General features: G+C 40.0%; 7 protein-coding genes. 6 read left to right on the top strand and 1 reads right to left on the bottom strand.

Translation table 11 applies throughout. The features are described from left to right. The 4 genes from QP439_RS06935 to pyk form a co-directional block, all read left to right on the top strand. Positions 1 to 5871 (top strand): mucin-binding protein (locus QP439_RS06935; protein ID WP_285388968.1); only part of this gene is annotated, 5871 nt, incomplete at its 5' end. Positions 5872 to 6004: 133 nt separating this feature from the next. Next, positions 6005 to 9106, top strand: coding sequence for a DNA polymerase III subunit alpha (locus QP439_RS06930; RefSeq protein WP_285388966.1), 3102 nt, complete (start codon positions 6005 to 6007; stop codon positions 9104 to 9106). 81 nt (positions 9107 to 9187) lie between these two features. Continuing rightward, the gene (pfkA, locus tag QP439_RS06925; protein ID WP_247939219.1) at positions 9188 to 10195 is read left to right on the top strand and encodes a 6-phosphofructokinase; all 1008 of its coding nucleotides are present in this window, start codon (positions 9188 to 9190) and stop codon (positions 10193 to 10195) included. Between the two features lie 56 nt (positions 10196 to 10251). Further along, on the top strand, positions 10252 to 11757 hold the full coding sequence (gene pyk, locus QP439_RS06920; RefSeq protein WP_247939218.1) for a pyruvate kinase: 1506 nt from the start codon (positions 10252 to 10254) through the stop codon (positions 11755 to 11757). Positions 11758 to 12064: 307 nt separating this feature from the next. Here the strand turns inward: pyk and QP439_RS06915 are convergent, their stop codons facing one another. Beyond that, positions 12065 to 13051: an L-lactate dehydrogenase gene (locus QP439_RS06915; RefSeq protein ID WP_020901464.1), complete on the bottom strand. Its 987-nt coding sequence runs from the start codon at positions 13049 to 13051 to the stop codon at positions 12065 to 12067. A 194-nt stretch (positions 13052 to 13245) separates the two neighbouring features. Here QP439_RS06915 and gyrA point away from each other — a divergent pair, with 194 nt between their 5' ends. Both gyrA and QP439_RS06905 read left to right on the top strand, forming a co-directional pair. Further along, positions 13246 to 15714 (top strand): DNA gyrase subunit A, encoded by a 2469-nt coding sequence (gene gyrA, locus QP439_RS06910; RefSeq protein ID WP_285388962.1) that lies wholly within the window; start codon positions 13246 to 13248, stop codon positions 15712 to 15714. Continuing rightward, complete coding sequence (locus tag QP439_RS06905; RefSeq protein WP_000018500.1) at positions 15714 to 16457, top strand: class A sortase; 744 nt, start codon at positions 15714 to 15716, stop codon at positions 16455 to 16457. The genes gyrA and QP439_RS06905 overlap by 1 nt, the downstream gene beginning before the upstream one ends. Positions 16458 to 16553: the final 96 nt, after the last annotated feature.

The following is a 16553-nucleotide window of genomic DNA, read 5'->3' as shown; positions in this document are numbered from 1 at the left end:
CCAAACGATCCAAAAGGACGTACTTACAAAGAATTAGGATTAATCGAAGAAGTAACACACACAGTTCACTACAAACTTGAAGACGGTTCAGATGCAGGTATCGCTGATAATGTACAAACATTAACATTTACACGTACTGCAGAGGTAGATCCAGTAACAGGAGCAATCTCTAACTACGGTACATGGAAAGCTAGAGGTGGAGATACAACAATTGATGCTGTAACAACACCAAATAAAGATGGATATGTGGCTTCAGCGAAAACATCTACAGAACGTACAAATGTATCAGCTACGGATAAAGATAGTGAAGAAACAATTATCTACCGTAAACTTGGTTCATATGTACCAGTTGTTCCAGAAGGATTCACTCCTCCGACAATTGAAAACCCACAATATCCAAATAATCCAGATGATCCTACAAAACCGGGAGCACCAACAACAACGATTCCTTATGTACCAGGTACAACACCAGTAGGCCCAGATGGAAAACCGTTAACTCCGAAAGACCCTAACGATCCAAAACAAGGATATAACCCACCAACACCAACAAATCCAACTGAGGATACTACAATCGTTTATACGAAAGATGGTTCTCAAGTAGCAGTAGTTCACTTCATTGAAGTAAACAGTGAAACGGATAAGACTGAAAAAGGTGCAGTTGCAGAATCAGTAGTAGATACTGGTGATACAGGAAAAGCATTCACTAAAGCTGCAGATGTAACAGCAACAATTGAAGCACTAAAAGCTAAAGGTTATACAGTTGTAGAAAACAACTACCCAACAGATGGTACATTCGATGCAGATTCTAAGACTAACCAAGTATACAAAGTCCTAGTAACTGCTAAGCCAATTACTGTAAATCCAAACGACCCAACTCCAACTAAAGATCAACCAATCGATCCAAATAATCCAACAGGACCAAAATGGACTCCAGAGTTAATCAAAGAGTTAGAAGACGGACGTAAAGAGGAAGTGAAACGTACAATCAAGTATGTTTACGCAGATGGTTCAAAGGCTGCTGATTCAGTACAAGAAACTAAAGAGTTCAAACGTTCAGCAACTATCAATCCAGTAACTGGTAAGGTTACATTCGGAGAATGGTCACCAGCTCAAACATTTGAAGCTGTAACTTCACCAAAAGTTACAAACTTCACTCCAGATAAAGAGACTGTACCAGCGACAGAAGTAACAGCAACTGCTGAGGATATTACTGAAACAGTAATCTATACTACCAAACCAGCAAATATCGATCCAAGTAAGCCAGTAGATCCAAATACTCCAAATGTTACTCCTAAACCTGAAGACAAAGTACCAAACGATCCAAAAGGACGTACTTACAAAGAATTAGGATTAATCGAAGAAGTAACACACACAGTTCACTACAAACTAGCTGACGGATCAGATGCAGGTATCCCTGACAATGTACAAACATTAACATTCACTCGTACAGCTGACCTAGATCCAGTAACAGGAGCAATCTCTAACTACGGTACATGGACTCCTAAAGATGGCAATACAACAATTGATGCTGTAACAACACCAAACAAACCTGGATATGTAGCTTCAGCGGCTAAATCAACAGCTCGTGAAAATGTTAAAGCTACTGATAAAGATAGTGAAGAAACAATTATCTACCGTAAACTTGGTTCATATGTACCGGTAATTCCAGAAGGAGTAACACCTCCAGCAGGAACTGATTTAACACCAAAACCATATGAAACTCCAACTAATGAAGATCCAACAAAACCAGGAACACCTACTGAAACTCCAGTAGTACCATACATCCCTGGTACAACACCAGTAGGACCAGACGGTAAACCATTAACTCCGAAAGATCCTAACGATCCAACTAAAGGTTATGAAGTACCGAAAGTACCAGAAGACCCAACTCAAAACACTACAATCACGTATGTTAAAGATGGTTCTCAAGTTGCTCTAGTTCACTTCATTAAAGCTGATGGAACTGCGGTTCACGTTTCAGTTGCAGAAGCAGGAGACACAGGTAAAGCAATTAAGACAACAAACATCGATAACGTTAAAGCTGAATTAGAAGCTAAAGGTTACGAAGTAGTTGCGCCAACAGATGCAGCTTACACAGCAGAACGTGTAGCATTCTACGCTGAATCGAACCGTACATTTGATGATAAAGATGATAAAGGTAATGATGGAATTAGCCAAGTTTACTACGTAATCGTTAAAGAAGGAATCACTCCAATCGATCCAGATAAACCGCTAGATCCAAATACGCCGGACGTAACTCCAAAACCAGGAGACAAAGTACCTGGAGATCCAAAACAACGTACTTACGAACAACTAGGATTACTAGATGAAGTAAATCGTACAATCAACTACAGATATGCGAATACTGATAAAGTAGAAGAAGCTAAACGTGGTCAAGAAGCTGCAGCTACTGTAGAACAAAAACTTCGTTACTCTCGTAAAGGTGATCTAAACAAAGTAACAGGTGAAATCACTTATACTTCTGATTGGACAGAACCACAAACATTAGCTGAAGTAACATCTCCAGTAATCGAAGGATATGTTGCAGATATTAAAGCAGCTGAAAAAGTAGAGAACGTTGCTCACGATGCGGCTGACTCAGTAGTAAACGTAGTTTACTCACCACTTGGAAAATATGTACCAAAAGTACCAGAAGGATTTGAAGAGCCAAAACTTGACAAACCTCAATATCCAAACGATCCAACAGATCCAACAAAACCAGGAACACCAACAACAGTGATTCCTCACGTACCAGGAACAACTCCAAAAGATCCAAATGGAAACCCACTGAAACCAGTAGATCCAAACGATCCATCTAAAGGATATGTTCCACCAACACCTGAAAACCCAACAGAAGATACGCAAATCACTTATGAAAAAGATACTCAAAAAGCGAAAGTAACTTATGTGGTAGAAGGAACTGGAACTGTACTTCATACAGATAACCTAGAAGGTAAATCTGGAGAACCAATCGAGTACTCAACAGTAGCTAAACTTGCTGAATTGAAGAAACTTGGATATGACTTAGTAAGTGACGGATTCACAACAGCTACAGATAAGAACTTCGATAAAGATACAAAAGTAGATCAAAGCTTCGTAGTAACAGTGACACCACACGTTGAGCCAATCAAACCAGTAGATCCAGAAAATCCAAATGATCCTAATAAACCAAAACCAGGACAACCAATCGATCCTAAGAATCCTGATGGACCAAAATGGACTGAAGATCTAATTAAGAAGATTGATACAACTCGCCACGTGAACCGTACAATTACATACGTTAACGAAAAAGGTGAGGAAGTAGCTAAGAAAGTAACAGATAAAGTTACATTCACTCGTGAAGCTAAGATCAACGCTGTAACAGGTGAAATCACTTACGGTAACTGGACAGCTAAAGATGGAGATACAACATTTGATAAAGTTGAATCACCAGTCGTTAAAGGTTACATCCTAAAAGATGCGAAACAAAAAGAAGTAGCAGCTACAACAGGATTAACTGCAGACTCTAAAGATGAGAATATCGAAGTTGTCTACACTAAACTTGGTTCATGGGTACCAAAAGTACCAGAAGGATTTGAAGTTCCAAAAGTTGAGAAACCTCAATATCCAAATGATCCAACAGATCCAACAAAACCAGGAACACCAACAACAGTGATTCCTCACGTTCCAGGAACAACGCCAAAAGATCCAAATGGAAACCCACTGAAACCAGTAGATCCAAATGATCCAAGCAAAGGATATGTTCCACCAACACCTGAAAACCCAACAGAAGATACTGAAATCACTTATGAGAAAGATACTCAAAAAGCGACAGTAACTTATGTTGTAGAAGGAACAAGAACAGTACTTCACACAGATAACCTAGAAGGTAAATCTGGAGAACCAATCGAGTACAGTACAGTAGCTAAACTTGCTGAACTTAAAGCTCTAGGATATGACCTAGTAACTGACGGATTCACAACAGCTACAGATAAGAACTACGATAAAGATACAAAAGTTGATCAAAACTTCGTAGTAACGGTTACACCACACGTTGAGCCAATCAAACCAGTGGATCCAGAAAATCCAAATGATTCAAACAAACCAAAACCAGGTGATCCAATCGATCCTAACAATCCTGATGGACCAAAATGGACAGAAGATCTAATTAAGAAGATTGATACAACTCGCCACGTTAATCGTACAATCACTTACGTTAACGAAAATGGTGAGGAAGTAGCTAAGAAAGTAACAGATAAAGTTACATTCACTCGTGAAGCTAAGATCAATTCAGTAACAGGTGAAATCACTTACGGTAACTGGACAGCTAAAGATGGAGATACAACATTCGATAAGGTTGAATCACCAGTAGTTAAAGGCTACATCCTGAAAGATGCTAAACAAAAAGAAGTAGCAGCTACAAAAGGATTGACTGCAGACTCTAAAGATGAAAACATCGAAGTTGTCTACACTAAACTTGGTTCATGGATTCCAAAAGTACCAGAAGGTTCTACACCAGTTCCTCCAGTTACGTATCCAAACGATCCAAAAGATCCAACTAAACCAGGAACTGATAAACCTAAAGTACCTTATATCCCAGGAACTACGCCAGTGGTACCAAAAGATCCAACTAAACCAGTAGATCCAAATACTAACCCACTAGTTCCATTAACACCAGTAGATCCAAACGATCCAACTAAAGGATATGAAGTACCACCAGTACCAACAGATCCAAGTACAGATACACCAATCACTTACGTAACTGATAAGCAAAAAGCTATCACTAACTTCGTAGATGAAAAAGGTAAAGTAGTATCAACTCCGGTAGTCGATGAGGGTGATTCAGGAGCTAACTTCACTAAGTCTAAAGTTGATGAAGTAACTAAGACGATTGAAAAGCTTGAAAGAGCTGGATACAGAGTCGTTAAGAACGAGTTCCCATCTAAAGATACAGACAGAGTATTTGATAAAGACAAATCTGTAGATCAAATCTTCACTGTAACAGTAGCTGAAAGAATTATTCCAGTTACACCAGGTAAGCCAGTAGATCCAAATGATCCAAACTTACCGAAGAACCCAGATGGAACTCCAGTAACACCATCTACACCAGAGCCAGGTAAACCAGTATTCCCTAACGATCCAAATAGTCCAGTATGGCCAAATACTGTGAAAGATCTTGTAACTGAGAAATCAGCTACACGTACTATCAAGTATGTGGATCGCAATGGAAACGAAGTTTCTGAAACTCGTACAGAAACTATCAAGTTTACTCGTGAAGCGAAAGTGAACTTAGTAACTGGTGAAATCACATATGGAGGATGGACAACAGATCGTAACGATGATATCTTCAACGGATACCCAGTACCAGTTGTGAAAGGATACATTGCTAAAGATGGTGATCTAGAATCATCAACTAAAGATGTACGAGTAACACCTGATACAATCAAGGATATCAATGAAACAGTGATTTACGATAAGTTAGGTTCATGGATTCCAAATATTCCAGGAACACCAACAAATCCAATCACATATCCAAACGATCCTAAAGATCCAACGAAACCAGGAACAGATAAACCTAAAGTACCTTATGTACCAGGATTCACTCCAGTAGATCCAAACGGAAACCCACTGAAACCAGTAGATCCAAAAGATCCAACTAAAGGATACGAAGTACCAAACGTACCGAACGATCCAACTAAGGATACACCAATCAGCTACGTTCCAGTGCCACAACCAACACCAACACCTGATACACCAAAAAATGTTGATGGTCAACGTGAACTTCCAAATACAGGTACAGAAGATCATGCTAGCCTTGCAGCACTTGGACTTCTAGGAGTCCTAAGTGGATTTGGATTGATTGCTCGTAAGAAAAGAGAAGATGAAGAATAATCATTTTGATTCTCATTAGATGCTAACTTGCAATCAAATAAAGAAAGAACTTGAGATTTGTTATCTCAGGTTCTTTTCTTTATCTTTTTGAAAATGGTATAATATAGTGAGAACGATAGAGGAGAAGTGTAAATTGATCGCACAACTAGATACAAAAACAGTCTATAGTTTTATGGAGAGTGTCATTCCAATCGACAAGTATGTGAGAGTAGCAAAAGACTATGGATACACTCATCTGGCTATGATGGATATTGACAATCTTTATGGTGCTTTCGACTTTCTAGAGGTTACAAAAAAATACGGCATTCATCCTTTACTAGGGCTTGAAATGACTGTGCTTGAAGATGCTCAGGAAGTGAATCTGCGCTTTTTAGCTCTATCTAGTGTGGGCTATCAGCAGTTGATGAAGCTTTCAACAGCCAAGATGCAGGGGGAGAAAAGTTGGTCAGTCCTGTCCCAGTACCTGGAGGATATCGCGGTAATTGTGCCTTATTTTGAAGAGCTTGACTCGCTCAATCTAGGTTGTGATTACTATATTGGAGTTTATCCAGAAACACTGGCCAGCGAATTTCATCATCCTATTTTACCTCTCTATCGGGTCAATGCTTTTGAAAGCAGGGATAGAGAAGTCCTGCAAGTCTTAACAGCGATTAAAGAAAATCTACCACTTAGAGAAGTTCCCTTGCGTTCACGACAAGATGTCTTTATATCGGCAAGTTCTTTAGAAAAACTATTCCAAGAGCGTTTTCCGCAAGCCTTGGACAATTTAGAAAAGCTTATTTCAGGTATTTCTTATGACTTGGATACTAGTCTGAAACTGCCTCGTTTTAACCCATCTAGACCAGCCGTAGAAGAGTTGAGAGAGCGTGCTGAATTGGGGCTTGCTCAGAAGGGATTGTCTAGTAAAGAATATCAAGACCGTCTAGACCAAGAATTAGCTGTTATTCATGATATGGGCTTTGATGATTATTTCTTGGTCGTTTGGGATTTGTTGCGTTTCGGACGTTCGAATGGCTATTATATGGGAATGGGACGGGGTTCTGCGGTTGGGAGCTTGGTTTCCTATGCCTTGGACATCACAGGGATTGACCCAGTGGAGAAGAATCTCATTTTTGAACGCTTTCTCAATCGTGAACGCTATACCATGCCTGATATTGATATTGATATTCCTGATATTTATCGTCCGGATTTTATCAGGTACGTTGGTAATAAATATGGCAGTAAACATGCGGCTCAAATCGTTACTTTTTCAACCTTTGGAGCCAAGCAGGCTCTGCGTGATGTCTTGAAACGCTTTGGTGTGCCTGAGTATGAATTATCCGCAATTACTAAGAAAATCAGTTTTCGGGACAATCTTAAGTCAGCCTATGAGGGCAATCTCCAGTTTCGTCAGCAAATCAATAGTAAGTTAGAATACCAAAAAGCCTTTGACATTGCTTGCAAGATAGAGGGCTATCCAAGACAAACCTCTGTCCATGCGGCTGGTGTTGTGATCAGTGACCAAGATTTGACTGACTACATTCCTCTAAAGCATGGAGATGAAATTCCATTGACTCAGTACGATGCTCATGGTGTTGAAGCTAGCGGACTTTTAAAGATGGATTTTCTGGGACTGCGAAATCTTACCTTTGTCCAGAAAATGCAAGAGTTGCTTGCTGAAACAGAAGGGATTCATCTGAAAATTAAAGAAATTGATTTGGAAGACAAAGAAACGCTAGCTCTTTTTGCTGCTGGTAATACAAAAGGTATCTTTCAATTTGAACAACCAGGCGCTATTCGCCTGCTTAAACGTGTTCAACCAGTCTGCTTTGAAGATGTCGTAGCAACTACTTCTTTAAATCGTCCAGGTGCAAGTGACTATATCAATAATTTTGTGGCAAGAAAGCATGGTCAGGAAGAAGTGACGGTTCTGGATCCAGTGCTGGAGGATATTTTGGCACCAACCTATGGTGTCATGCTCTATCAGGAGCAGGTTATGCAGGTTGCTCAGCGATTTGCCGGATTTAGTCTTGGGAAAGCCGATATTTTGCGACGAGCTATGGGGAAAAAGGATGCCTCTGCCATGCATGAGATGAGGGCTTCCTTTATTCAGGGGGCATTAAAAGCAGGCCATACTGCGGAAAAGGCAGAGCAGGTCTTTGATGTCATGGAGAAGTTTGCAGGTTATGGGTTTAACCGATCTCACGCCTATGCTTACTCAGCCTTGGCCTTCCAGTTGGCTTATTTTAAAACGCATTATCCAGCTATATTTTATCAGGTCATGTTGAATTCTGCCAACAGTGATTACTTAACAGATGCACTTGAAGCAGGCTTTGAAGTAGCCCCTCTGTCCATCAATACCATCCCCTATCACGATAAAATTGCCAACAAGTCCATCTATCTAGGTCTGAAATCGATTAAAGGGGTCAGCAATGATTTAGCGCTTTGGATTATTGAAAACAGACCTTATTCTAACATTGAAGATTTTATAGCTAAATTACCTGAGAATTATCTGAAACTTCCTCTGCTAGAACCATTAGTAAAAGTCGGTCTTTTCGATTCATTTGAGAAAAATCGTCAAAAAGTATTCAATAATTTAGCTAATCTATTTGAATTTGTGAAAGAGTTAGGAAGCTTGTTTGGAGATACTACTTATAGTTGGCAGGAATCGGAAGATTGGACGGAACAAGAAAAATTCTATATGGAACAAGAGCTTCTAGGAGTGGGAGTTAGCAAACATCCACTACAAGCTATTGCAAGTAAGGCTATCTACCCAATTACACCAATCGGAAATTTGTCAGAAAATAGTCACTCAATTATATTGGTTGAAATTCAGAAAATAAAAGTAATTCGTACCAAAAAGGGTGAAAATATGGCTTTCTTACAGGTGGATGACAGTAAGAAAAAATTGGATGTTACACTCTTTTCAGATTTATATCGACAGGTTGGTCAGGAAGTAAGAGAAGGAGCATTCTACTACATCAAAGGAAAAGTCCAGTCACGTGACGGCCGTCTGCAAATGATTGCACAAGAAATAAGAGAAGCGGTAGCTGAGCGCTTTTGGATTCAGGTGAAGAATCATGATTCGGATCAAGAAATCTCGAGAATTCTAGACCAATATAAAGGCTCAATCCCAGTCATCATCAGGTATGAAGAGGAACAGAGAACGATTGTTTCTCCCTATCATTTTGTGGCTAAATCCACTGAATTAGAAGCGAAATTAGGTGGAATCGTTATGAAAACGATTTATCGCTAAAATTACGGAAAATAGAAGAATTTTCTAATTAAATGTGATATAATCAGTAAGAATGTTAAAAGAAAAAGGAGCATAACCAATATGAAACGTATTGCTGTTTTGACTAGTGGTGGAGACGCCCCTGGTATGAACGCTGCCATCCGTGCAGTTGTTCGTCAAGCAATCTCAGAAGGAATGGAAGTATTTGGTATCTATGATGGATATGCTGGTATGGTTGCTGGTGAAATTCATCCCCTAGATGCAGCTTCAGTAGGAGACATCATTTCTCGTGGTGGTACTTTCCTTCACTCTGCTCGTTACCCAGAGTTCGCTCAACTTGAAGGGCAACTTAAAGGGATTGAGCAATTGAAAAAACACGGAATTGAAGGTGTAGTTGTTATCGGTGGTGACGGATCTTACCACGGTGCTATGCGTTTGACTGAACATGGCTTCCCAGCTATCGGTCTTCCTGGTACAATCGATAACGATATCGTTGGTACTGACTTCACAATCGGTTTCGACACAGCGGTTACTACTGCTATGGACGCTATCGATAAGATTCGTGATACATCATCAAGTCACCGTCGTACATTTGTTATCGAAGTTATGGGACGTAACGCAGGTGATATCGCTCTTTGGGCTGGTATTGCAACTGGTGCTGATGAAATCATCATTCCTGAAGAAGGATTCAAGATTGAAGATATCGTAGAAAGCATTAAATGTGGTTACGAGTGTGGTAAAAAACACAATATCATTGTCTTGGCAGAAGGTGTGATGTCAGCAGCTGAATTTGGTCAAAAACTTAAAGAAGCTGGAGATACAAGCGACCTTCGTGTGACAGAACTTGGACATATTCAACGTGGTGGTTCTCCAACTGCGCGTGACCGTGTATTGGCGTCACGTATGGGTGCCCATGCCGTTAAACTTCTTAAAGAAGGTATTGGTGGTGTTGCGGTTGGTATCCGTAATGAGAAAATGGTTGAAAACCCAATTCTTGGAACTGCAGAAGAAGGAGCTTTGTTTAGCTTGACTGCAAATGGTAAGATTGTGGTTAACAACCCACATAAAGCTGATCTTGAGCTATCTAGCTTGAATAAGAGCTTGTCATAATTTATAATTTTGTTAATAAGACCAAAAAGGTCATATATAAAGGAGTCACAAAAATCATGAACAAACGTGTAAAAATCGTTGCAACTTTGGGACCTGCGGTAGAAATCCGTGGTGGTAAAAAATTCGGTGATGACGGATACTGGGGTGAAAAACTTGATGTTGAAGCTTCAGCTAAAAACATTGCTAAATTGATTGAAGCTGGTGCTAACACATTCCGTTTCAACTTCTCACACGGTGACCACCAAGAACAAGGTGACCGTATGGCAACTGTTAAACTTGCAGAAAAACTTGCAGGTAAAAAAGTTGGTTTCCTTCTTGATACAAAAGGACCTGAGATCCGTACTGAATTATTTGAAGGAGATGCAAAAGAGTACTCTTACACAACTGGTGAAAAAATCCGTGTTGCGACTAAACAAGGAATCAAATCAACTCGTGATGTGATTGCATTGAACGTTGCTGGTGCTCTTGATATCTATGATGATGTTGAAGTTGGTCGTCAAGTTTTGGTTGACGATGGTAAACTTGGACTTCGTGTGGTTGCTAAAGATGACGCAACTCGTGAATTCGAAGTTGAAGTTGAAAACGATGGCGTAATTGCTAAACAAAAAGGTGTTAACATCCCTAACACTAAAATTCCTTTCCCAGCTCTTGCTGAGCGTGATAACGACGATATCCGCTTTGGTCTTGAACAAGGAATTAACTTCATCGCAATTTCATTCGTACGTACTGCAAAAGACGTGAACGAAGTTCGTGCAATCTGTAAAGAAACTGGAAACGGACACGTTCAATTGTTTGCTAAAATCGAAAACCAACAAGGTATCGACAACTTGGATGAAATCATTGAAGCTGCTGATGGTATCATGATTGCTCGTGGTGACATGGGTATCGAAGTACCATTCGAGATGGTTCCAGTTTACCAAAAAATGATTATCAAGAAAGTCAATGCTGCTGGTAAAGTTGTTATCACTGCAACAAACATGCTTGAAACAATGACTGAAAAACCACGTGCAACTCGTTCAGAAGTATCAGACGTATTCAACGCTGTTATCGACGGTACTGACGCTACAATGCTTTCAGGTGAGTCTGCAAACGGTAAATACCCACTTGAGTCAGTAACTACAATGGCTACAATCGACAAGAACGCTCAAACTCTTCTTAACGAATACGGTCGTTTGAACTCAGATTCATTTGAACGTAACTCTAAGACAGAAGTAATGGCTTCAGCTGTTAAAGATGCTACTAACTCAATGGACATTAAATTGATTGTAACTCTTACTAAGACAGGTCACACTGCACGTTTGATTTCTAAATACCGTCCAAATGCTGATATCTTGGCATTGACATTCGACGAATTGACAGAACGTGGATTGATGTTGAACTGGGGTGTTATCCCAATGTTGACAGATGCTCCATCATCAACTGATGATATGTTCGAAATTGCTGAACGTAAAGCAGTTGAAGCAGGTCTTGTACAATCTGGTGACGATATCGTTATCGTAGCTGGTGTGCCAGTTGGAGAAGCTGTTCGTACAAACACAATGCGTATCCGTACAGTACGCTAATCAAAATGAAAAAAAGCCTATCATATCAAGCTTTCTAGCCTGTATGATGGGCTCTTTTTTTGTCTAGGGGGCAAAACTTTTTACTTTCGATTTAATGCGACGATATCAAGTGCGTCAAATACTGCTTGCTTCAGATTTTTTGTAACGTGAGTATAGATCTAATTGGTAGTTTTCGGATTTATGCCCAAACTGTGACATGATAGCTTTTAAAGTAATGTTCTTTTTTTACGTAAACTTCATAAAATGTTTAGTTAAGATAGAGATAAAAATAACTCCCTGATGACTCAAGGAGTTTTTTCTATCTAAATTAGTTTTTAGAAGCTGCTTCGAATTCTGGATTTTTCCATGCTTCGTCAATGATAGCTTGCAATTCTTTAGCAGATGCTTGCATTTTTTGAGTTTCTGCGTCGTTCAATGGGATATTTACTGGACGAACAATACCATGTGCACCAACAACAGCTGGTTGACCGATAAAGACGTTTTCAACTCCGTATTGACCTTCTTGGAATACTGAAAGTGGAAGTACTGCGTTTTCATCGTCAAGGATTGCTTTAGTGATACGGGCAAGGGCTACTGCGATACCGTAGTATGTTGCACCTTTTTTGTTGATGATTGTGTAGGCAGCATCACGAACACCTTCGAACAATTCAATCAATTCAGCTTCTTGAACATTTTGAGTGTCTTTAAGGAATTCTTCAAGGTTTACACCAGCGATGTTAGCGTGTGACCAAACAGCGAACTCAGAGTCACCGTGTTCACCCATAATGTAGGCGTGCACTGAACGAGCATCAACATCCAATTTTTCAGCAAGTGCTTGACGGAAACGAGCTGAGTCAAGTGAAGTACCTGAACCGATAACGCGTTCTTTAGGGAAACCAGAGAATTTCCATGTTGAGTAAGTTAAAACGTCAACTGGGTTAGCAGCAACAAGGAAGATACCTTTGAAACCTGATTCAACAACTTGAGTTACGATTGATTTGTTGATAGCAAGGTTTTTACCTACAAGGTCAAGACGAGTTTCACCTGGTTTTTGAGGTGCACCTGCAGTGATTACAACAAGGTCAGCGTCTGCACAGTCAGAGTATTGAGCTGCATAGATTTTTTTAGGTGAAGTGAAGGCAAGGGCGTGACTAAGGTCAAGTGCGTCACCAACAGCTTTTTCATGCAATTGTGGAATTTCGATAATTCCAAGCTCTTGTGCAATTCCTTGGTTAACAAGTGCAAAAGCGTAAGATGAACCTACAGCACCATCACCGACAAGGATAACTTTTTTGTGTTGTTTAGTTGAAGTCATTATTCTAAACATCTCCTTAATTTTATTCAGGGATTTCCCCAGTTATTTCAATTTTATCACTTTTAAAAAGCTTTGTCACGGATATGCATTATAGTTCTTGATGTAAACGTTTTAGCGATTTTAGATACCTGAAATATAGCCGACATTATGGTATAATATATTTAATTACTAATAGTGAAACGAGGCATTTATTAATGCAGGATAGAAATTTAGTGAATGTCAATCTGACAAAGGAGATGAAGACGAGCTTTATCGACTACGCCATGAGTGTTATCGTAGCGCGGGCTCTTCCTGATGTTCGAGATGGCTTAAAACCCGTTCACCGTCGGATTCTCTACGGAATGAATGAATTGGGTGTTACTCCAGACAAACCTCATAAAAAATCTGCTCGTATTACAGGGGATGTCATGGGTAAATACCACCCACACGGAGATTCCTCTATCTATGAAGCCATGGTCCGTATGGCTCAATGGTGGAGTTACCGATACATGCTTGTCGATGGACATGGAAACTTTGGTTCTATGGATGGAGACGGTGCTGCCGCCCAGCGTTATACTGAGGCACGTATGAGCAAGATTGCTCTAGAAATGCTTCGTGATATCAATAAAAATACGGTTGACTTCGTTGATAACTATGATGCCAATGAACGTGAACCCTTGGTCTTGCCAGCACGCTTTCCTAACCTTTTGGTTAATGGAGCAACTGGTATTGCGGTTGGGATGGCAACCAATATTCCACCTCATAACTTGGGTGAAACCATTGATGCAGTGAAGTTGGTCATGGACAATCCTGAAGTGACTACTAAGGACTTGATGGAAGTTTTGCCTGGGCCAGATTTTCCAACTGGTGCCCTTGTAATGGGGAAATCAGGTATCCATAAGGCTTATGAGACAGGTAAAGGTTCTATAGTTCTTCGTTCTCGTACTGAAATTGAAGAAACTAAGACTGGCCGTGAGCGCATCGTTGTAACAGAATTTCCTTATATGGTTAATAAAACCAAGGTGCATGAGCATATTGTTCGTTTGGTTCAGGAAAAACGCATTGAGGGGATCACAGCAGTACGTGATGAGTCAAACCGTGAAGGTGTTCGATTTGTTATCGAAGTGAAGCGAGATGCCTCTGCCAATGTTATTCTTAATAACCTCTTCAAGATGACCCAGATGCAAACCAACTTCGGGTTCAATATGTTAGCGATTCAAAATGGTGTACCGAAGATTTTGTCTCTTCGTCAGATTTTGGATGCTTATATCGAGCACCAAAAAGAAGTGGTTGTTCGTCGTACCCGTTTTGATAAGGAAAAAGCAGAAGCGCGTGCTCATATCTTAGAAGGTCTCTTGATTGCGCTAGACCATATCGATGAAGTGATTCGTATCATCCGTGCTAGTGAAACGGATGCGGAAGCACAAGCTGAGTTGATGAGCAAGTTTAAGCTTTCTGAACGTCAAAGTCAGGCCATCCTTGATATGCGTCTTCGTCGTTTGACAGGTTTGGAACGCGACAAGATTCAGTCTGAATATGATGATCTCTTGGCTCTGATAGCGGATTTAGCAGATATTCTAGCTAAACCAGAACGTGTTTCTCAAATCATTAAAGATGAATTAGACGAAGTCAAGCGTAAGTTTGGCGATCAACGTCGTACTGAATTAATGGTCGGTGAAGTCTTAAGCCTCGAAGATGAAGATTTGATTGAAGAATCAGATGTCTTAATTACACTGTCTAATAAGGGTTACATCAAACGTCTGGACCAAGACGAATTTACCGCTCAAAAACGTGGTGGTCGTGGTGTTCAAGGTACGGGAGTTAAGGATGATGATTTTGTCCGTGAGTTAGTGTCAACTAGTACTCATGATCACTTACTCTTCTTTACAAATAAAGGCCGTGTCTATCGCCTGAAAGGCTATGAAATTCCTGAGTATGGTCGTACAGCCAAGGGCTTGCCGATTGTCAATCTTTTGAAATTGGATGAAGGCGAAAGTATTCAAACCATCATCAATGTCGAGTCTGAACGCAGTGACGATGCTTATCTCTTCTTCACAACCCGTCATGGTATTGTGAAGAGAACCAGCGTCAAGGAATTTGCTAACATTCGTCAAAATGGACTTAAAGCACTGAACCTCAAAGATGAAGATGAGTTGATTAATGTCTTGTTGACGGAAGAAGATACGGACATTATCATTGGTACCAAGTTTGGTTATGCAATTCGCTTTAATCAATCAGCCGTTCGTGGAATGAGTCGTATCGCTACGGGTGTGAAAGGTGTTAATCTCCGTGATGGGGACACAGTTGTTGGTGCTAGTGTGATTACAGACCAGGATGAGGTTCTGATCATCACTGAAAAAGGATATGGTAAGCGCACCGTTGCGACTGAATATCCAACAAAAGGTCGTGGTGGTAAAGGGATGCAAACTGCTAAAATTACTGAAAAGAATGGTTCCCTTGCTGGTCTTATGACCGTTAAAGGCGATGAAGATTTGATGATTATCACTGATACAGGTGTCATGATTCGAACCAACGTTGCCAATATTTCACAAACAGGTCGCTCAACTATGGGAGTTAAAGTGATGCGCCTGGACCAAGATGCTAAAATTGTAACCTTTACTACGGTTACAGCGGCAGAAAAAGAAGAAGTTGGGGCAGAAAACGAAACAGAAGGTGAAGCATAATGTCTCATAAAAAGAACAAAAAGAAAACAAACCGTAAAAATTTACTAATCAATATCCTGGCAGGATTTTTAATTCTCTTGTCACTTGCTTTGATTTTCAATTCAAAAATTCGTGATATGTTCATGGTTTGGAATACTAATAAATACCAAGTCAGCCAGGTATCAAAAGAAAAATTGGAAGAAAATCAAGATACAGAAGGAAATTTTGACTTTGATTCAGTAAAAGCTATCTCGTCAGAAGCTGTCTTATCCTCACAATGGGATTCGCAAAAATTGCCTGTTATCGGTGGAATTGCTGTTCCTGAGGTAGAAATTAACTTGCCTATTTTTAAGGGGCTCGATAATGTCAATCTCTTCTATGGAGCTGGTACAATGAAGCGTGACCAAGTGATGGGGAAAGGAAACTATTCACTTGCGAGCCATCACATCTTCACGGCGGAAAATGCCAGTCAAATGCTCTTTTCTCCACTGTCACGTGCTAAAAATGGGATGAAAATTTATCTAACTGATAAGGATAAAGTTTATACCTATGAAATTCGAGAAGTGAAGCATGTGACACCAGATCGCGTCGATGAGATTGATGACCGTAGTGGTGTTGATGAAATCACGCTTGTAACCTGTGTAGACTATGATGCGACAGAGCGTATTATCGTAAAAGGTGATTTGAAAGATACAAAAGACTATTCACAAACCCCTGAAGAAATTCTAACAGCTTTCAATCAACCATATAAACAACGCTATTAAAGATAAAATCAGTAAAATCTTAGGTTTTACTGATTTTTTTATAGATAGAGTTTCAAAATAAACTGTTATGAAATACAGAAAACGCTTCCTAATATT

This window comes from Streptococcus sp. UMB1203, assembly GCF_030217725.1.
In the GTDB taxonomy this organism is placed as follows: Bacteria; Bacillota; Bacilli; order Lactobacillales; family Streptococcaceae; genus Streptococcus.
This window is presented reverse-complemented; position numbering and strand designations above follow the sequence as displayed.